The sequence below is a fragment of the Actinomadura meridiana genome (assembly GCF_039537545.1).
In the GTDB taxonomy this organism is placed as follows: Bacteria; Actinomycetota; Actinomycetes; order Streptosporangiales; family Streptosporangiaceae; genus Spirillospora; species Spirillospora meridiana.
This window is the reverse complement of the sequence record NZ_BAABAS010000004.1, coordinates 403,352-420,764: the sequence shown is the minus strand read 5'-3', so window position 1 is coordinate 420,764 and position 17,413 is coordinate 403,352. Positions and strand designations below refer to the sequence as shown.

25 protein-coding genes are annotated in these 17,413 nt (G+C 69.9%); 13 read left to right on the top strand and 12 right to left on the bottom strand.

The genetic code is table 11. The features are described from left to right. The first annotated feature begins 9 nt into the window (after positions 1-9). A complete protein-coding gene (locus tag ABD808_RS05955) occupies positions 10-777 on the top strand; it encodes a monovalent cation/H(+) antiporter subunit G (protein ID WP_344891037.1) in 768 nt (255 codons plus the stop codon). Between the two features lie 22 nt (positions 778-799). Here ABD808_RS05955 and ABD808_RS05950 read toward each other — a convergent pair whose 3' ends face one another. The 4 genes from ABD808_RS05950 to ABD808_RS05935 all read right to left on the bottom strand — a co-directional run bounded on the left by ABD808_RS05950 (position 800) and on the right by ABD808_RS05935 (position 2,805). Then, a complete protein-coding gene (locus tag ABD808_RS05950) occupies positions 800-1,429 on the bottom strand; it encodes a hemerythrin domain-containing protein (RefSeq protein ID WP_344891034.1) in 630 nt (209 codons plus the stop codon). 123 nt (positions 1,430-1,552) lie between these two features. Next, on the bottom strand, positions 1,553-1,840 hold the full coding sequence (locus tag ABD808_RS05945; RefSeq protein WP_344891031.1) for a YybH family protein: 288 nt from the start codon (positions 1,838-1,840) through the stop codon (positions 1,553-1,555). 17 nt (positions 1,841-1,857) lie between these two features. Continuing rightward, positions 1,858-2,625 carry a sigma factor-like helix-turn-helix DNA-binding protein gene (locus ABD808_RS05940; RefSeq protein WP_425548900.1) on the bottom strand — a complete coding sequence of 256 codons (768 nt, stop codon included), beginning with the start codon at positions 2,623-2,625 and terminating at the stop codon, positions 1,858-1,860. After that, positions 2,626-2,805, bottom strand: a complete 180-nt coding sequence (locus ABD808_RS05935) for a sigma factor (protein ID WP_344891025.1) — start codon at positions 2,803-2,805, stop codon at positions 2,626-2,628. A 187-nt stretch (positions 2,806-2,992) separates the two neighbouring features. On the opposite strand from ABD808_RS05935, the gene ABD808_RS05930 reads away from it, so the two are divergent. After that, on the top strand, positions 2,993-4,582 hold the full coding sequence (locus ABD808_RS05930; RefSeq protein WP_344891022.1) for an MFS transporter: 1,590 nt from the start codon (positions 2,993-2,995) through the stop codon (positions 4,580-4,582). Positions 4,583-4,691: 109 nt separating this feature from the next. Here ABD808_RS05930 and ABD808_RS05925 read toward each other — a convergent pair whose 3' ends face one another. Both ABD808_RS05925 and ABD808_RS05920 read right to left on the bottom strand, forming a co-directional pair. Continuing rightward, positions 4,692-5,192 (bottom strand): MarR family winged helix-turn-helix transcriptional regulator, encoded by a 501-nt coding sequence (locus ABD808_RS05925; protein WP_344891019.1) that lies wholly within the window; start codon positions 5,190-5,192, stop codon positions 4,692-4,694. Positions 5,193-5,288: 96 nt separating this feature from the next. Beyond that, the gene (locus ABD808_RS05920) at positions 5,289-5,858 is read right to left on the bottom strand and encodes a TetR/AcrR family transcriptional regulator (RefSeq protein ID WP_344891016.1); all 570 of its coding nucleotides are present in this window, start codon (positions 5,856-5,858) and stop codon (positions 5,289-5,291) included. A gap of 91 nt (positions 5,859-5,949) precedes the next feature. Between ABD808_RS05920 and ABD808_RS05915 the strand changes: the two genes are divergently transcribed. Next, the gene (locus ABD808_RS05915) at positions 5,950-7,425 is read left to right on the top strand and encodes an MDR family MFS transporter (RefSeq protein ID WP_344891013.1); all 1,476 of its coding nucleotides are present in this window, start codon (positions 5,950-5,952) and stop codon (positions 7,423-7,425) included. 116 nt (positions 7,426-7,541) lie between these two features. Then, positions 7,542-7,805: a DUF3558 domain-containing protein gene (locus ABD808_RS05910; RefSeq protein WP_344891011.1), complete on the top strand. Its 264-nt coding sequence runs from the start codon at positions 7,542-7,544 to the stop codon at positions 7,803-7,805. A gap of 105 nt (positions 7,806-7,910) precedes the next feature. On the opposite strand, the gene ABD808_RS05905 is transcribed toward ABD808_RS05910, so the two are convergent. Next, complete coding sequence (locus ABD808_RS05905) at positions 7,911-8,603, bottom strand: TetR/AcrR family transcriptional regulator (RefSeq protein WP_344891008.1); 693 nt, start codon at positions 8,601-8,603, stop codon at positions 7,911-7,913. Here ABD808_RS05905 and ABD808_RS05900 point away from each other — a divergent pair. Further along, complete coding sequence (locus ABD808_RS05900) at positions 8,582-9,808, top strand: FAD-dependent oxidoreductase (RefSeq protein ID WP_344892841.1); 1,227 nt, start codon at positions 8,582-8,584, stop codon at positions 9,806-9,808. The genes ABD808_RS05905 and ABD808_RS05900 overlap by 22 nt on opposite strands. A gap of 135 nt (positions 9,809-9,943) precedes the next feature. On the opposite strand, the gene ABD808_RS05895 is transcribed toward ABD808_RS05900, so the two are convergent. Continuing rightward, complete coding sequence (locus tag ABD808_RS05895; RefSeq protein WP_344891005.1) at positions 9,944-10,282, bottom strand: zinc-binding dehydrogenase; 339 nt, start codon at positions 10,280-10,282, stop codon at positions 9,944-9,946. On the opposite strand from ABD808_RS05895, the gene ABD808_RS05890 reads away from it, so the two are divergent. Continuing rightward, positions 10,220-10,891: a TetR/AcrR family transcriptional regulator gene (locus ABD808_RS05890; protein ID WP_344891002.1), complete on the top strand. Its 672-nt coding sequence runs from the start codon at positions 10,220-10,222 to the stop codon at positions 10,889-10,891. The two genes, ABD808_RS05895 and ABD808_RS05890, sit on opposite strands and share 63 nt — an antisense overlap. A gap of 75 nt (positions 10,892-10,966) precedes the next feature. Here the strand turns inward: ABD808_RS05890 and ABD808_RS05885 are convergent, their stop codons facing one another. Next, on the bottom strand, positions 10,967-11,515 hold the full coding sequence (locus tag ABD808_RS05885; RefSeq protein ID WP_344890999.1) for a cupin domain-containing protein: 549 nt from the start codon (positions 11,513-11,515) through the stop codon (positions 10,967-10,969). A gap of 103 nt (positions 11,516-11,618) precedes the next feature. On the opposite strand from ABD808_RS05885, the gene ABD808_RS05880 reads away from it, so the two are divergent. From ABD808_RS05880 to ABD808_RS05870, 3 genes are all read left to right on the top strand, one after another. Continuing rightward, positions 11,619-12,179 carry a TetR/AcrR family transcriptional regulator gene (locus ABD808_RS05880; RefSeq protein ID WP_344890997.1) on the top strand — a complete coding sequence of 187 codons (561 nt, stop codon included), beginning with the start codon at positions 11,619-11,621 and terminating at the stop codon, positions 12,177-12,179. A gap of 222 nt (positions 12,180-12,401) precedes the next feature. Continuing rightward, positions 12,402-13,166, top strand: coding sequence for a hypothetical protein (locus ABD808_RS05875; RefSeq protein ID WP_344890994.1), 765 nt, complete (start codon positions 12,402-12,404; stop codon positions 13,164-13,166). Next, on the top strand, positions 13,163-13,507 hold the full coding sequence (locus ABD808_RS05870; protein ID WP_344890991.1) for a winged helix-turn-helix domain-containing protein: 345 nt from the start codon (positions 13,163-13,165) through the stop codon (positions 13,505-13,507). Before ABD808_RS05875 ends, ABD808_RS05870 begins: the two co-directional genes overlap by 4 nt. An 82-nt stretch (positions 13,508-13,589) precedes the next feature. Here the strand turns inward: ABD808_RS05870 and ABD808_RS05865 are convergent, their stop codons facing one another. Then, positions 13,590-13,916, bottom strand: a complete 327-nt coding sequence (locus ABD808_RS05865; protein ID WP_344890989.1) for a hypothetical protein — start codon at positions 13,914-13,916, stop codon at positions 13,590-13,592. Positions 13,917-13,983: 67 nt separating this feature from the next. On the opposite strand from ABD808_RS05865, the gene ABD808_RS05860 reads away from it, so the two are divergent. The 4 genes from ABD808_RS05860 to ABD808_RS05845 all read left to right on the top strand — a co-directional run bounded on the left by ABD808_RS05860 (position 13,984) and on the right by ABD808_RS05845 (position 15,364). Then, positions 13,984-14,310, top strand: coding sequence for a PadR family transcriptional regulator (locus ABD808_RS05860; protein ID WP_344890985.1), 327 nt, complete (start codon positions 13,984-13,986; stop codon positions 14,308-14,310). After that, positions 14,307-14,663: a DUF1048 domain-containing protein gene (locus ABD808_RS05855; protein ID WP_344890982.1), complete on the top strand. Its 357-nt coding sequence runs from the start codon at positions 14,307-14,309 to the stop codon at positions 14,661-14,663. The genes ABD808_RS05860 and ABD808_RS05855 overlap by 4 nt, the downstream gene beginning before the upstream one ends. 1 nt (position 14,664) lies before the next feature. Then, the gene (locus ABD808_RS05850; RefSeq protein ID WP_344890979.1) at positions 14,665-14,991 is read left to right on the top strand and encodes a DUF1048 domain-containing protein; all 327 of its coding nucleotides are present in this window, start codon (positions 14,665-14,667) and stop codon (positions 14,989-14,991) included. A 181-nt stretch (positions 14,992-15,172) separates the two neighbouring features. Continuing rightward, entirely contained in the window at positions 15,173-15,364 is a 192-nt protein-coding gene (locus ABD808_RS05845; protein WP_344890976.1) for a hypothetical protein, read from the top strand. Here the strand turns inward: ABD808_RS05845 and ABD808_RS05840 are convergent. Then, positions 15,345-16,076, bottom strand: a complete 732-nt coding sequence (locus ABD808_RS05840; protein WP_344890974.1) for a dienelactone hydrolase family protein — start codon at positions 16,074-16,076, stop codon at positions 15,345-15,347. The genes ABD808_RS05845 and ABD808_RS05840 overlap by 20 nt on opposite strands. Positions 16,077-16,406: 330 nt before the next feature. Continuing rightward, on the bottom strand, positions 16,407-17,363 hold the full coding sequence (locus ABD808_RS05835) for a GlxA family transcriptional regulator (protein WP_344890971.1): 957 nt from the start codon (positions 17,361-17,363) through the stop codon (positions 16,407-16,409). Positions 17,364-17,413 lie beyond the last annotated feature (50 nt).

The following is a 17,413-nucleotide window of genomic DNA, read 5'->3' as shown; positions in this document are numbered from 1 at the left end:
CGGGCGCCGATGACCGCCGACCTGATCGCCGACGTGCTGATTTGGGCGGGCACCGCTGTGGCGGTGGCCGCCGCGCTGCGGTTGCCGTTCACCCGGGGCGCCGCCGCGCGCCTGCACACCGTCGCGCCCGTCACCGCGCTGGCGGCGCCGCTGCTCATCGCCGGGGTGGCGGTGCGGCCGTGGTCGTCGTGGCACGACGTCGCCAAACTCGCCGTCATCGCCGTGTTGCTGGCCGCGACCGGGCCCGCCACGGTCGTCACCGCCGGGCAGGCCGCCGAACGTTCCGAACGTTCCGAACGGGCCGACCGGACGGGAGCCGAACCCGGGACCGGGCACGAGGATCCCGAGACGCGCGTCACGCTGCGGACCCTCCCGTGGACGATGCTCGCCCCCGGCATCGGACTGCTCGCCGCGGGGCTGCTGGCCGGGCTGATGCCCGGCGGGCCCGTCGCCCGCGCCGCCGCGACGTTCGCCGACCGCGACCACTACGCCGCGCTGGTGCTGGGCGGGCACCTCGCGCATCCGCGGCCGACGCCCGCCGACCCGTGGACCCTGCCCGGCCTGGCCGGGGCCGCCCTCACGGTGCTGCTGGCCGTCGCCGTGGCGTTCCTCGCCGTCCACCGGCGTCCGGTTCGGCCGCCCCTGTCGGGTCTGGTGCCGGTCGCCCGGGCCGCCGCCGGACGCCTGCACGCCCTGCACTCGGGCCACATCGGCGACTACGCGGCCTGGCTGACCGTCGGCGTCGCCGTCCTGGCCGTCCTCACCACCCGGTTCTGACCCCTTGGCCGTCCCCTCGAGGTCACACGCTCCACAGGCGGCGTTTGCGGTAGGTGGGCTCCCACATCACCCGGTTCAGCTCCCGGACCGGCGCCGGAAGCGACGTCAGGAAACGGCTCCGCTCGATCGGCGCGATCCCGTCCACCACCCACGGGACGAACAGCGGCGTCCGCTCCTCGCACCGGCGACTCGCCTCGGCGGCGAACGCCTCCCACTCCTCGGCCGCCAGCACCGACTCCGCCAACGGCCACGCGCTGACCGCCTCGTGCCGCAGATGCACCTCCAGCGCGCCGCGCAGCTCCCGCACGACCGGCAGCAGGTCACCGCCGTCCCGCATGACGGCGTCGACCCGGCCGATCAGCGGCCCGATCCGGGCGTGGTCGGCGCGGACCTCGGCCAGCACCGCCCGCTCGGCGCGACGGCCACCGACCGCCCGTTCCACCCGGGGCCACAGCATCCGGTCCTTCAACTCGTGGTGCACGACGAACAGGTCCTTGAAGTTCTCCCAGCCCGCGCGGACGTGCACGTTCCGGCCCTTGCCCGCCGTCGCGGCCGCCACCAGCCGGTCCAGGTCCCGGCGGAAGGCGTCGTGCGCGGCGTGCAGAATGGTGTGGCAGGTCGTGTCGCGCGGCTGAATCGCGAAGGCTCCCATATAAGTAAGAGGCCCCGACACCCCTCCGATGTGACGTACCGGCATGGCGAGAGACACAACTCACACCGTTGTGACAGGCCGCCGTCCGGCCACCGGGTCACGCCACCGGGTCACGTCACCCGGTCAGGGCCGCAGGTCGGTCACCGCCTTGCCGGTCAGCACGTCGACCGGGACCGACACCTGGTCGTGCGCGATCAGCCAACCGCCGTCGCCGTCCCTGCGCGGACCGAACGTGACCCGGACCCACATGCCGTCGGTCGCCGTCCCGTCGCCCGACGTCCCGCTGAGACGACCGAAGCCGTGCCCGAACGCGACGTCGTCGCCCACCGTCACCGCCACGTCGCGAAGCTCGTAGCGCACGTCCCGGAAGAAGGCGAACACGTTCTTCCAGTTCGTCAGCTTCGCCTCCACCGGGGCCGGGGGCCGGGTCAGCGGCTCATGGTCGTCTCGTGTCCGGCGCGTGACAGCCTCTCGGGGTTGCGGACGTGGTAGATGCCCATCACCCGGCCGTTCTCGACCCGCGCCGTCAGGACACCGTCCAACTCCCCGTTCAACCACACCAGCAGCCCCGGGGAACCGTTCACCTGGATCAGCTCGAACGACCTGTCGACGCCGCGTCGCGTCCACCCCGACGTCAGCAGCCGGGCCACCACGGCCGCGCCCACGACCGGTCGCAGCAGCGCGTGCCGCACCCCGCCGCCGTCGCTCAGGGCCACCACGTCCGGCGCGAGGATGTCCAGGAGCGCTTGCAGATCGCCGGTCTCCACCGCCCGCTGGAACGCCTCGATCACCGCGCGGGTCTCGGCCGGAGACGTGACGCCACGGGGACGGCGCGCGGCGACGTGCCCCCGCGCCCGGTGCGCGATCTGCCGCACCGCCGCCGCCGACTTCCCGACCGCGGCGGCGATCTCTTCGTAGTCCAGGTCGAAGACCTCGCGCAGTACGAACACCGCGCGTTCGATCGGCGCCAGCGTCTCCGACACCAGCAGCATCGCCGTCGAGACGCTCTCGGCGAGCTCCACGTCCTCGGCCACGTCCGGCGCCGTCAGCAACGGCTCGGGCAGCCACGGCCCGACATAGGACTCCTTGCGGCGCCCCAGCACCCGCAGCCGGTCCAGCGCCTGCCGGGTGACGATCCGCACCAGGTAGGCGCGTTCCTCCCGCACGGTGGCCAGGTCGACGCCCGCCCACCGCAGTCACGTCTCCTGCAAGACGTCCTCGGCGTCGGCGGCCGAACCGAGCATCTCGTAGGCGACGGTGAACAGCAGGTTGCGGTGCGCGACGAACGCGGCCGTGGCCCTGTCTCCGGTGTGCCCTGGGGCATGTGCTCCGGCCGGGCCGGTCGTGTCCTCGTCCGGTTCGTGGCGGCCGTCCATTCCCGCTCCCCCCTGCGCGTCCCACCATGCTTCCTCACGCACAAGACGCAGGTCCCCACCGGTTTGTGACAACCCCGGCCGGTGGTTCACATCACAGGGCCGCGCTGTCACAGGGCACGTGTCGGAGGCGTCTCCTGTTCAGCGGCGTCGTGTTCACCCGGGACGCACACGGAAGGAAGACCGACACATGGTTGAGAAGACAGGGCCCGACACGGGCCCGCACAAGCCCGACGTCCCCCTGGCCGAGGGAGGCGCTCAGGCGTCCGACCCCCGGCGGTGGTGGGGGCTGGTGGTCATCGCCCTCGCCCAACTCGTCGTCGTGCTGGACATGACGATCGTCAACATCGCGCTGCCGTCCGCGCAACGCGACCTCGGCATGACCGACGGGAACCGGCAGTGGGCCATCACCGCCTACACCCTGGCCTTCGGCGGGCTGCTGCTGCTCGGCGGCCGCCTCGGCGACCTGTTCGGACGCAAACGCAGCTTCATCATCGGCCTGGTCGGGTTCGCCGCGGCGTCCGCGCTCGGCGGCGCCGCCACCAGCCCCGGCATGCTGTTCGGCGCCCGCGCCCTGCAAGGCGTGTTCGCCGCGCTGCTGGCCCCCGCCGCGCTGTCCCTGATGACCACGACGTTCACCGACCCCCGCGAACGCGGCAAGGCGTTCGGCGTGTTCGGCGCCATCGCCGGAGCGGGCAGCGCCATCGGCATGCTCGTCGGCGGATCCCTCACCGAATACCTCGACTGGCGCTGGTGCCTGTACGTCAACGCCCCCGTCGCCGTCATCGCGGTCATCGGAGCGGTCGTCACCCTGAAGGACACGGGCCGCAGGCCCGGCGCCCAGCTGGACATCGTCGGTGCCGTGCTCGGCACTGCGGGCGTCCTGTCGATCGTGTACGGGTTCAGCCAGGCCGAGTCCCGCGACTGGGGCGACGCGCGGGTGCTGACCCTGCTGGTCGGCGGCGTCGCGATCCTCGGACTGTTCGCGCTGTGGCAGTCCCGCGCCCGCACCCCGCTGCTGCCCCTGCACATCGTCAAGGACCGGCAGCGGGCGGGCGCGTTCCTGACGATGGCGCTGGTCACCATCGCGCTGTTCGGCGTCTTCCTGTTCCTGACGTACTACCTCCAGGGCATCAAGGGCTGGTCGCCGCTGAAGACCGGCGTCGCCTACCTCCCGATGACCGCCGCCATGATCATCGGGTCGACGCAGATCTCGGCGCGGCTGCTGCACCGGGTCTCGGCCCGGACCCTGATCATGCCGGGCGTCACGCTGGCGTCCGGTGGTCTGGCCGTCCTGGCGTCCATGGACGTCGACGCCTCCTACCTGGGCCGGGTCCTGCCCGGCATCTGCCTGATGGGCCTCGGGCTGGGCGTCACGTTCATGGCCGCGATCTCCACCGCCACCAGCCGCGTCGCCCCCCACGAACAGGGCGCCGCGTCGGCGACCCTCAACACCATGCAGCAGGTGGGCGGGTCGGTCGGGACCGCGCTGCTCAACACCATCGCGGCCGGCGCGACCACCGACTGGCTGGCGAACCACCGGGTGAACCCCGCCCAGCACACGCCGCAGGTGCGGGCGGCGCTGGCGGAGGCCACGGTGCACGGCTACTCGGTGGCGACGTGGATCTCCGCCGCCGTCATGCTGGCGGCCGCGGTGGTCGCGGGCGTCCTCATCAACGGCAAAACCCGCGCGCAGGACGCTCCAGGCGCCGAGACGACCGGGGACGCGGGTCGTGACCGTGACGCCGGGGCCGTCGAGACCCCGGCCCACGCGGGCTAGCCCGCCGCCCGTGGGGGACGTTGTGCGGGGCCCGGCGCTTGTTGGAGGCCGGGCCCCGGGTTCGGGGCCCTGGGGTTCGGGGCCCCGGCGGCCATTCGGGGCCCGGTTGTTAGTCGAGGGACGTGTCGCCCAGGGACTCCAGGAGGGTGCGCAGGGTGTCGGCGAGACGTTCCCGGTCGGCGGGGTCCAGCGCCGCGAGCATTCGGTCCTCGTTGGCGGCGTGCAGGCCGACCAGGTCGTCCACGACCCGCAGTCCCTCCGGCGTCAGCCGGATCCGCACCGACCGCCGGTCACCGCCGTCACGGACCCGCTCGACCAGCCCCTTGGCCTCCATCCGGTCGATCCGGTTGGTGATCGCGCCGGACGTCACCATCGCGGCGCGCAACAACTCGCCCGCCGTCAACTCGTGCGGGGCGCCGTGGCGGCGCAGCGTCGCCAGCACGTCGAACTCCCAGGTCTCCAGGCCATGCTCGTCGAAGAACTCCTTCAACCCCCGGCGCAGCAGCAGGTTCGCCCGTGAGATCCGCCCGACCACGCCCATCGGCGACACGTCCAGGTCGGGCCGCTCCCTCCCCCACTGCGCCAGGATCGCGTCCACCGCGTCGGCCATGGCCCCTCCTCCATCCACAATCTCAACGTTGAGATTATCAATGGAGACGCCCGCGTCCTCGTCGGTCGCCTCCTCCGGCGGCGGCCCGGCCGGTGGTCAGCGCACCAAGGGGAGGAGGACGGTGTCGACGATCTCTTCGAGGTTCTGGTCGGGCACGGGGGCGAAGGTCAGGAGGATCTCGTGGCGCAGCAGGTCGAAGGGGAGCGACTTGATGCGGTCGGTGAGACGTTCCGGGTCGACCTCGCCCCGCTCGACGGCACGGGCGAACATCACGTCGACGAGCTGCTTGCGTCCCGATGACAGGGGGTTGCGCAGCTCGCTCGGGCTGGTCCCGGTCTCCTGGTAGAAACCGGCCAGGTGCACGCTCATCACGGTGAGGAGCTCCACCCGGGTCTTGTTGATGTCCCGCATGAGGGTGAGGACGTCCTCCCGCAGGCTCCCGGTGTCGGGGAGGCCGAGGCGGTTCTCCCGCAGGACGTGCAGGAGGGTCGCCCGGACGAGCTCCTCACGGTTGGACCAGCGCCGGTAGAGCACCGGAGGGCTGGTGCCCGCGCGTTGCACGACGGCGTCCATCGTGAACTTGACGTAGCCGCCGTCGGCCAGTTCCTCCCAGGCCGCGTCCAGGAGTGCCTTCTCCAGTGCCGCCCCGCGGCGCCGCTCGGACATCCACACCTCCGTTGGATAGACTTGCCTATCTTAATCTCGGGCCCTACGCTGACCACCGTAAGATAGGACTCTATATCTTAGGTGGTCGTTCGTGAGCACTCCCCATCCCACCGCGCCCCCCGCGCCGGACCCCGACCGTGTCGACCCCGCCGTGTGGCGCACGGCGTTCACCATCATCGTCGGCACGCTCGCCGTCGTCTTCGACACCACGATCATCAGCGTCGCCATCGACGACCTGGCACACCAGCTCGACGCCCCGCTGTCCACGATCCAATGGGTCAGCACGGGCTACCTGCTGGCCATGTTCGTCACCATCCCGCTCGCCGGATGGGCCCAGTCCCGCCTCGGCGGCAAACACCTGTGGATCGCCTCGCTCGGCATGTTCCTGCTCGGCTCGGTCCTGTGCTCGGTGGCGTGGGACGTGACCAGCCTCATCGCCTTCCGCGTCGTCCAGGGCATCGGCGGCGGCATCATCATGCCGCTCACCATCACGCTGGTCATGCAGGCCGCCAAGGGCCGCAACATCGGCAAGGTCATGGCCACCATCACCCTGCCCGCCGCGCTCGGCCCGATCCTCGGCCCCGTGCTGGGCGGAATCATCCTGCACGTGGCCGACTGGCGCTGGCTGTTCCTGGTCAACATCCCCTTCTGCGTCATCGGAGGCTGGCTCGCCCAGCGCAACCTGGCCAGTGACCGGCCCGCGGCGGACGCCCCCCGCGCTCGGCTGGACGTCGTCGGCCTGCTCCTGCTGTCCCCCGGCGTCGCCGCCATCATCTACGGCCTCGCCCAGGTCGAGGGAAGCGCGGGCTTCACCAGCGGCGCCGTCCTCGTCCCGTTCCTCGGCGGCCTCGCCCTGGTCGGCGGCTTCGCCGCCTGGGCCCTGCCCCGCGCCGCCGGCGCCCTGGTCGACCTGCGGCTCCTGCGGCACCGCGCGCTGGCGTCCGGCACCGTCCTCGGCTTCCTGTCCGGCGTCACCCTGTACGGGGGGATGCTGCTGCTCCCGCTGTACTTCCAGCAGGCCCGCGGCGAGGACCCGCTCACCACCGGACTGCTGCTCATCCCCCAGGGCGTCGGGCTGCTGCTGTCCCGCCCCCTGGCCGGCCGGTACATCGACCTCGTCGGCTCCCGCCGGGTCGCCCTCATCGGCTTCACCGTCGTCGCCGCGGCCACCGTGCCGTTCGCCTTCGTCACCCCCGACACCACCGACGCGGCGCTCATGGTCGCGCTGCTCTTCCTCGGCGCGGGCCTCGGCACCGCCAGGATCGCCCTCACCAGCGCCGCCTACGTCGGCCTGGAACACCGGGAGATCCCCCACGCCAGCATCCTCACCCGCGTCGCCCAGCAGATCGGCGGCTCGGTGGGCACCGCCGTCCTCGCCGTGATCGTCCAGCACACCGCCTCCAGCGCCCGTACCCCGGCCGCCCTGGCCAACGGCTTCGGCGACGCCTTCTGGTGGTCGACGGCCTTCGCCGCCGCCGCCATTCCGCTGTGCCTCCTTCTGCCCGGCCGCCAGACTCCGCCGTCGCCCAGCGACACAGCACCGTCCAAAGCCACCATGAAGGCTTAGCGCTGACGCGCAACCTTCAGTTCGGACGCGGACCGAGCGAGACTGTGATGGAGGGACGGGAAGAGCACGCCCGGAACAACCCCACGTCATGCCAATGGGGAGCCCGAGGCGGCCTGGTGGACTTCACTCCTTATCCGTCGGCCGACAAGACCAAGGACAAAAGCCTCCAGAACCTCACTCGCAAGAAGATCTCCGGACACCGGGCCCTGCTCGGCACTCCCACGAAGCGTCCCAAAGGCACCTGCATCGCGTTCGTCTCCGCCGGTTCCGGTCAGTCGTTCCGGCTCATGGTCGTGCCCTTCTCGGAGGACGCCCCTGGGCCGTCCGCCCCCGTTCTGGCCACCAATTTCGCCGAGGCGATCCTAAAACATCTCATTTGACAGAGGTTTCTGAGGCGATCGAAACCGCGCCGCCGCGGGCCCGTGACTGGTCAGCCTTGGGAGCCATGTCCGCGCTGGTTGCTGGGGCGCCTGGAGATTTGGGTTTCAGGTCGGTGGCGGGGTGAGTTTGGCGGCGACGGCGTCCAGAACCCAGTCCAGGCCGGTCGCGAAGGACGTCTCGGCGTCCACCTCCGTGCCGTCGTACACGGCCTTGGCCAGCGCCGGGAAACGGCCCGTGGCCAGCATCTTCGTCACATGCGGACCGGAGGCGCGCTGCCACTCGCGCTTGGACAGGCCCGTGGCGCGTTCGGCCCGCAGGTTCGCGATCTCACGCCTGAGCGCGCCGGTGGTGTAGGCGCTGACGGTCTCCACGGCGCGCATGACGGTGTCGACGTCGGCGAGACCGTCGAGGGCGGCCAGCGCGGCCTCGGCCACGGCCAGGGCGTTCGGCCCCAGGTACGGGCGGCCGCCCAGCAGGTCGGCCAGCCACTCGTGACGGAGGGTCGCCTGCCTGGTGCGGTCGGCACGGACACGCAGCACCTCCCGCCAGTCGCCGGGCCGCTCGTCGGGGACGATCTCGGCGTGGACCTCGTCCACCATGAGGTCGAACAGCTCCTCCTTGGTGGAGATGTATCCGTAGAGCCGCATCGGGCCGACGTCCAGCCGGGCCGCGACCTTGCGCAGCGACACGGCCGCCAGCCCGCCCTCGTCGGCCAGCGCGACGGCGGCGGCGACGATCCGTTCCCGGTCGAGCGGCGCGGGGCGAGTCGGCGGGTCTGGCCGGTCCCACACAGTCATGGGTACATCGTACTGTTGCGATACACCGTATTAAGAAAATACAGTTTATCGTCATGAGACATCGTATCGCCGTGGTCGGGGGCGGTCCCGCCGGCCTTACCTTCGCCCGCGTCCTGCACCGTCATGGTCATCGCGTCACCGTTTTCGAACGCGATCCCGCTCCCGACTCCCGTCCTCCCGGTGGCACGTTGGACCTGCATCAACGACTGGGTCAGCTCGCGCTGGACAAGGCGGGGCTGCTGGAGGAGTTCCAGGCGCTGTCTCGTCCCGAGGGGCAGGCCATGCGGATTCTGGACACGGACGGGGCCGTCCTCCGCGACTGGCAAGCCCGTCCAGACGAACAAGCCAATCCCGAGATCGACCGTGGACAACTTCGTGACCTGCTGCTCGGCCCCCTCGACGTCCAGTGGGGGCGAGATGTGACGGAGGTCGTGCCAGGGACCCAGGACGGTGCTCTGGTCCGTTTCGCAGACGGGCGACAGGAGACGTTCGACCTCGTGGTCGGCGCGGATGGCGCCTGGTCCCGGGTTCGCGCGGCGGTCTCGTCCGCGACACCGCGCTACACCGGCGTCACCTATGTCGAGACCTCGGTGGACGACGTCGACACCCGCCACCCGGACCTGGCACGACTGATCGGGGACGGTTCCGTGGCGGTGTATGGCGTGAACCGCGCACTCGTCGCCCAGCGCAACAGTGGCGGCCACGTCAAGGTGTACGCCCAGTTCCGCGCGCCGCTGGACTGGCACACGAACCTGGAACTGCACCTGGGCCTGACCGGGTGTGGGCGCTTGGACCTGGCCGACGTTGAGGCCGTTCGGTCAAGCCTGCTGGCTCTGTTCGACGGCTGGGCTGCTCCCGTCCTCGACCTTCTCCGCCACGGCACTTCTTTCGTCCACCGCTCCCTCTACGTCCTGCCCGTGTCCCACACGTGGGAGCACGTGCCCGGGGTGACGCTCCTGGGCGACGCCGCACACCTGATGCCTCCGTTGGGGGTGGGCGCGAACCTCGCGATGCTGGAAGGCGCCGAACTCGCCGAGTCCGTCGCCGGTCCCGGTGATCTGGACGAAGGCGTCCGCGCCTTCGAGGAGCAGATGTGGGCCCGGGCCGGGCGGTGGGCGAAGATCACGGCGGCCGGTCTAGAACGACTCGTGAGCCCGGACCCCTCCGAAGCCCTCGCCCTCTTCGACGAAGTCCAGCCATCCTGACCGCCGGGCACGAGAGCATCGCCGCTGTCTCAGGTCGATCGGCCGTAGTTGAGAAGGTCGTCGCTGCTGGTGTGGGCGAGCCTGTGTTCAGGCCGTGCGCAAGCGATGCTTCGGGCGGGAGTGGGAGAGCGCCGATCAGTTGCCCGGTCTGAGCAGGACGCGGCCGAGGTTGCGGCGCTCGGCGACAAGGGCGACGGCCTCGCCTACGTGCTCGAAGGACAACTCGGTGTGGGCGGGATGCAGGTCGCCTGCGGCTAGGAGCCGCCACAGTTCGGCCCTCATCTGATCGACCAGCTCGGGCTGCTCGCGGCTGACCAGGCCGATCGAGAAACCGCTGACGGTCTTCAGCCCGCCGAGCAGGCTCCCCGTGTCGACGCTGCCGCCACCAGCGCTGAAGGCCACCAGCCGACCGTGGGGCCGGAGCGCGTCGACCCCGCGTTGGACGAGGTCGCCGCCGACTCCGTCGAGGACCACGTCCACCGGCTCGCCCCAGTCCTGGTCGTCTTCGACAAGGTCACCATCGCCGACGTGGCTGCGGCCGCGGGGGTGGCCAAGATGACGGTCACCAACCACTTCCCGCGCAAGGAAGACCTGGTCCTGGACATCGCCGACGAACTCATCGCCGGGCCCGCCCGCGTCGTCGCGGCCCGCGCCCCGGGTGAGTCCGTGCTCGCTGCCCTACGCGGTGACTTCCTCGCGGCGCTGGAGCGGTGCGATCCGACGCTGGGGTTCTCCGATCGAGAGTTCGCCGCGATGGTGCTCGGCAGTCCGGCGCTGCGTGCCCGGCTCCGGGAGATCCACGAGGAGCGCGAGGACGCACTTGCCTCAGCCCTCGCCCACGGGCTGCGGTGGGACGATCTGGCGTGTCGACTGGCGTCCGCCCAGATCGTCACGCTTCAGCGGGTTCTGATGCACGAGATCCTGGACCGCACGGCCAACGGCGAGCCGAAAAAGTCGATCCGCGATGACATCACCCCAACCGCCCAGCGCGCTTTCGACCAGCTGCATCGGATGCTGCCGTCCGCCGACGACCAAACGTCATCGTCCGAACGCCCCTCTGCGAACCGCCAGCGAATCCGCTAGCGCACCAGGCCAGATACGCCCTACTCGTCCACGCCGCCCGCGAGGCGCTTCAGTGTTTCGGATGACCGGCCTGGATCACGTGGGCCGGGTGCGGTCCGCGCCGATGGCGACGCCGACGATCGTGCAGGGCTCGGTGCCGTGGTTGTGCCAGGCGTGCCGGGTGCCGTTCTGGACGACCACGTCACCTGCCCGCAACACCGTCTGCTCGCCGTCGTCCAGCTCCAGTGTGGCCTCGCCCACGACCACCAGGACGTAGTCGATGCTGTCGGTGGTGTGCATCCCAGGGGCGTCAGGATCATTCGCCGCCATCGCGCCCGGCATCTGCCATTCCAGCTCTTCCAGAGCCGCGGCCGCGTCCAGATCCGGAGGCGGCAGCAACTCCCCCGGCGGAACCGTGTTGATCATGAAACGCGATCCGTCTCGGGGCGGATACCACGCCTCGACGTGGGGCGGCGAGCCGTCGTCGGGGAACGCGGGTCGATCGTCGCGGCCCCACAGCCGGAAGAACGCGCAGCCGGGCATCAGCTCGGACGTGATGGGCTCGACATCCCGATCGTCGACCACGCGGGCCTTGCCCTCGGCGTCGTGTCCGGTGACCACGCGGCGAACCTTCGTACGCTTCATGCGCTGCTCCTTGCCACCGAGACGTCGGATACGGATGCGTATTGATACGCTACCGTATCCTCGGTTTCGAGACCCGTCAATACGCTGGCGTATCCTGTGTGGCGTGGTGAACGAGTCGACCCGGTTGTCCGCCCAGGACTGGGCGCGGGCCGCCCTCAGAGCGATCGCGGACGGCGGGCTGGCGGCAGTCGCGGTCGAACCGCTGGCGCGGACGCTCGGCGTGACCAAGGGCAGTTTCTACGCGCACTACAGCAACCGGAACGAGCTGGTCACGGCGGCGCTCGCGGAGTGGGTCCGAGGTCACGGCGACGAAGGGCTCGCCGAATTCGCCGCGATCGCCGATCCGGCCCAACGGCTCCGCGATCTGCTCACCGTTGTTGTGCAGTCCGTCCAGCCACTGGCCCCGTCGGTGCACCTCAGCCTGCTCAGCGACCGCAACGACCCCAGGGTCCGGGACGCGGTCCGTCAGGTGGACCAGGCCCGGTTGGAACTCCTGACTCGCACCTACCGCGAGCTCGGCCTACCACCGGACCGCGCGGAGTCTCGGGCACGAGTCGCCTACGCGGCCATCCTCGGACTGATGCACCTGGCGCAAACCGACCCGGGCGCCCCGCACTCCGCCGTCCTCACCGACGAGGCGACCGCCATCTTTCTACCGTCATGACGGCGCACGCCAACTCAGGTCACCAACAGTCCCGGTGAGCAAAACCCCGGAACCTGGGCTGCGGGGATGCTTTCTCCCTTTCGTGGGGGCGTCTCGCGCTTGCCGCAATGTTGGTGTGCGCGGCCCCCTCGTCCGTGACACTCTGGGCGGGCATCGACCCTCTTGACGAGAGAGTACTCGCTAATGCAAAGTTATTTCCAGACGCGAGACTCTGGAGGAGCCATGGACCCACAATCACCCGGCGGGATGCTCGATGAAGTGGACAGACTGCGGCGGCTCACCCGCGCTCGGTCGCGCGGGGCGGCGGCCGTCCCACTGGCGATCTTCGGGTTACTGACGCTGGCCTCGATCCCGCTGTACTCCAACCCGTTCGACGCCATGCAGTGGCAGCCGGACGGCAGCGGCTTCAGCAAGCCGGGCTCGATCAGCGGCTACGCGGGGCTGAACGGAAACGACCGGTCGGGGGCCCTCTCGATCGCGTTCTGGCTGGTCACCGGGCCGCTGAGCTACCTGGCGTGCGCCTGGTGGTTCCGGCGGCGGGCCGCGCGGGTCGGCCTCACCATGCGATGGCAGCCCTGGGCGTACGTGGGCACGGCGCTGTTCGCCGTGTTCGTGTTCGCCGTGTTCGCCCAGGACCACGGCCTGGGCGATGCGCACCCGTCCGGCTTCACCGAAGGCTCCGTGATCAGCCCACTGCTGGCGATCGCGGTCGGGCTGCTGATCCTGGCCAGGGTCGAGCGTAGCCCTGGCGTCGCGGTCACCGCCGTCGCCTACGGCGGCCTCTGCGTCATCATGAACGGCTACGGCCTCGGCCAGATCCCCCCGTGGATCGTGCCGCCGTACGGTGGCATGATCGATGGGCTGTTCAACCCGGCGCTGAACCTGATCCCGCTGGCCTGCGTCCTGCTGTTCGGCGCGCTGGCCGTCCATCTTCGGGCACGGGCCCGGCCGCGTTTGGCCATGGCCGCGGCCCAGAACCCGGCATGACCGACACCGCCGGCGCGCCGGAGACCCCGCACCCCACCCAGGCTCTCAACGACACCGTCCACCACCGCACCAGGCTCGGCATCATGGCGGTGCTGCACGAGACCGACCGCGCCGAGTTCGGCTACCTGCGCGACGCCCTGAACCTCACGGACGGCAATCTCTCCCGCCACCTGCGCACGCTGGAACAGGCCGGCTACATCGAGATCCACAAGGGCTACCACGGACGCCGTCCCCGCACCTGGCTCAGCCTGACCACCGAGGGATCCCGCGCCCTCGCCGAGGAACTGGCCGCCCTGCGCGCCCTGGTCACCCGGCTTGACGACACCACAAAGAACAAATGAGCGCGGCCAAGCTCAAACAACACCCGTCGGCCATCTCCGGCCTCAGAGAACATGGGTACAGCGGTTGACCCTAAGCCGGTGATCATGGTCCGGCCGGTGTGAGCGCACTGGCGCGGTTCTCGTGTTCGCGGCGGGCCTTGCGCTGGGCCGAGACCGCCGGGACGCCCTGGCCGGTGTCGAACGACTGGCAGCGGGCGAGGAGCTGGCGGTGCACGGCTGGGACGGCGCTGACGCGCAAGGCGTAGCCCTGGCCGCTCCGAACAGTCACGCCCTCGTCGAGCGCGGCCCGCTCGGCGAGCTCCAGGTCGGCCGCGTGGAGCAAGTCCGCGACCTTGGCCGCCGTTGTGAAGCCCTGGTCCTCGCCGACGGCCCCGGGTTCACGCCTACCGGAGATACCACCGCCCTCCACTACTCGGTGATACCGTATAGTGGTATTCGGTAGCACGCAGTACCGACAGGGCTGAGGAGCATCGGCGATGGACGACCTGACGGAGATGTTGAAAGGCACGCTCGAAGGGTGCGTGCTCGAAATCATCGGCAGCGAGGAAACCTACGGGTACGCCATCACCCGCCAACTGAACGAGCTCGGCTTCGCCGATGTCATCGAGGGGACGGTGTACACCATTTTGCTGCGGCTGGAGAGGAACGGGCTCGTCCAGGTGACGAAACGGCCCTCCGGGGTTGGTCCCCCACGCAAGTTCTACGCGCTCAACGACACCGGACGCGAGGAACTCGCGAAGTTCTGGGCGAAATGGCAGTACCTCTCATCACGCATCGACAAGCTCAAGGAGGGCGTGAGATGAACTTCTGGGAGAAGGTCACAGGCAGCGATCTCACCAGGGAATGGAAGGCGTTCGAGGCCCGGGCCGAGGTCCTGCCGGACGACTACCGGGCGGCGTGGGGGCAGATCATCGCCCAGCTCTTCCCCTACGGGGACTTCACCGGCCGCAACCTGATGCCGATCCTCGACTCGGCCCTGGGGCTGCTCGAAGTGGCAGCGGCGGACGGCCAGAGCGTCCACGAGGTGCTCGGCGAGGACATCCAAGGCTTCTGCACCGCGCTGGCCGGCGGAGCAGGGGCCCGGACTTATCGCGACCGGTGGCGCGAGCAGCTGAACAGGAACGTCGCGAAGAAATTGAGCCGGCTGGGAGGCTGACGTGAGCATCCAGGACATCATCGAAGGCAAGAAACAATGGCGAGCGCACGTGGCTCGGGTCAAGGCACTCCCGCCGGACTACCAGATCGTCTACAACGAGATGCAGAAGTACCTGTTCAAGATCGGACCGATCAGCTTGCCTGACGGGCCCCTGCTCCCCGGGATCGTCGACTTCTTCGAAGAGGGCGTCGCCGCAGGCAAGGGAGTTGTGGAACTCATCGGCACCGACGTCGCCGCGTTCTGCGACGACCTGGTCAAGGACTCCCCTACCTACGCGGATGTCTACCAGGCATCCATCACCGCCGAAACCGACGCGGACGAGAAGTAACGCCCAACCCAACCGCGCCAGTGGGAGTCAGTGTGGTGCTCGTTGTGCGCTTGGTTCGCGGACGGCTGGTGGGGTGAGCGCCAATCTGGGCTCGGCCTGGCGGTGGCGGTCAGGTCGATCGCGATCGCCAAAGTACGGGCCGAGTACGCCACGGCGCGGGGCCAGCTCGATGGAGGCACCGATGGCTGAGCGCCGCCCCGACCGGTCGGTGCCGCCAATGGCCGGTACTGACGCGATCGGGGCGGTCGAGCATCTGCCGGAAGCCGTTATCGAGGAGAGCTGGGAAATCTCCTCGACAAGCGGCATCCTGGCCGACATTTCCTACTGCGTGTTGCTGGCCTGTCCGCCCGGCTCTACTTCAGGTGCCGGGTGAAGAAGCGGGCCGCAGGTTCCCCCTCGAATTGGGGGACGCCGGTGTGTCCGCCCATGTTGGCGTGCAGCGTCTTCTCCTTGGTGCTGAAGGCGTCGAACAGGTCCAGGGCCGCTTGCCGGTCGTTCCCCTCGTCGTCCCATTGCAATAGGACGTGCAGCGGGATGGTGACCTGACGAGCTTCCTCGAACGTTACGCGAGGGACGAAACTCCCGGCGAACAGAACGGCGGCCGACACGCGGGGCTCGACCACCGCCAGCCGGACGCCGATCGCGATCACTCCCCCCGAATACCCGACCGGGCCGCCGATCTCGGGCAGCGAAAGGAGAGCGTCCAGGGTGGCCCGCCATTCCGGGACCGCCTTTTCGACCAGCGGGAGGACGAGCCGGTCGACGATCTCCTCGGGCACCGGCTCACCGGCCTGCAGCACCCGGCGCAGGTCGGTGCGAGCCTGCTCAGCCACAGCCAAGCGAGGACGATCACCACTTCCGGGAAGCTCGATGGTGACCGCGGCGAAGCCGTCCGCGACGGAGTGCCGGGCACGGGCCGCCAGCCGGGGGTACATCCTGTCCACTCCGCCGGGGTGGCCGATCAGAATCAGCGGCACCGGTGCGGACGCGGCTGCGGGCGTCCACAGGATGCCGGGGACCTCGTCGACGGTGAATTTGCGTTCGAGGACGCCGTCGTCGAGGCGCTGCTCAGAAGTGAATTGCATGGTCGTGTCCTTCGGGAGTGCTCTTGAACGGCGCTCCCGGACGACCTACCGCCCGACCGTGGCCCCAGAAGGGAGCACCCATGTCGATACTTTGCTCACGGGTACCACCTCCTCGTTCTCTGGCACGGCTTCCAGAAAACTAGCAGTGGTCGCCGTGGTCCACCAACAGCTTTTTGCGGAGTTTCCGTGGACCGGACGCCCACGGGGTCACTCGTCCAGAGGGCCAGACCAAGCACCTCGAACACCAGCCCACGCAGCTCAGTGGCAAGGTCCCGTCAGAGGCCGGACGAGACGATCTGACCGTCGGGCCATCACACGGATCCCGCCAGGTCATCGTCGCAGAGCGCCCGCCGTCGCACCCGTGCGCTCACGCAAGAGGATCCGGAGCGTATTGGCATGCTCGTAGCCGACCTTCCGAGCGACGATCTCCAAGGGAAGATCTGTGGTTCTCAGCAGGTGCGAGGCGCGTTCGATGCGCAGGTCCTGGACGAAGCGGACGGGTGACGTGCCGAGCGTCCGGCGCATGGTTCGCTGGAGCGTGCGTTCGCTGACGCCGATGGCCCGCGCCGCGTCGGTGATCGAGATCGGTTGATCGAGGTGGATCCGAGCCCAGCGCTCGAAGGCCGCGAGCATCGGGTCGCTCTGCGCGAGTGCCGCGGCAATGGTGTACGACGCCTGGGACGGGCGCTCGTCGACGACCAGATATCGGGCGACCAGATCCGCGAGCGCCGGGCTGTTCAGCCGGACGATCGCGAGTGCGAGGTCGACGTGTGCGAAGGCCGCCCCGGCAGTGGTCACACCGTCCGACGTGGTGACCATGCGGGTCTCGTCGACTGTGACCTCCGGGTAGCGCGTGCGGAAGTACGGTGCGAGCCACCAACTCGTAGTGGCGCGCAGCCCTTCGAGGATTCCTGACTCGGCCAGCAGGAACGTCCCAGTGCAGGCGGACGCGATGGGTGTGCGGCGTTCGCGTGTGGTGACCACCAACTGCCGCAGGGGCGCGGCGTCCGACCCCGAAACGTGCGCGATCAGAGCATCGGGGCGCCGCTCGGCCACAGCGGGCACCAGTAGCAGGTGCGCGTTCTCGGCCGCACTGACGGGGGTGGTCTCGACCACGTGCCCGGCACCCGTCCGGACGCGTCGGCGGAAGCCGATCGTGGTGGCCTTCCAGGGCGGCGGCGGTTCCGGAAGCTCGCCCCGCATGTCGTTCGCCCCCGCCAGCACATCGAGAAGGGCCGCGAGCCCGGAGTCGAAAACGCCGTCGTATGCGAGAACAGCGACATGCATGACGGAAACGATATCGATCAGGTCGTTTCCGCCACTGGGTGGGGCGGCTC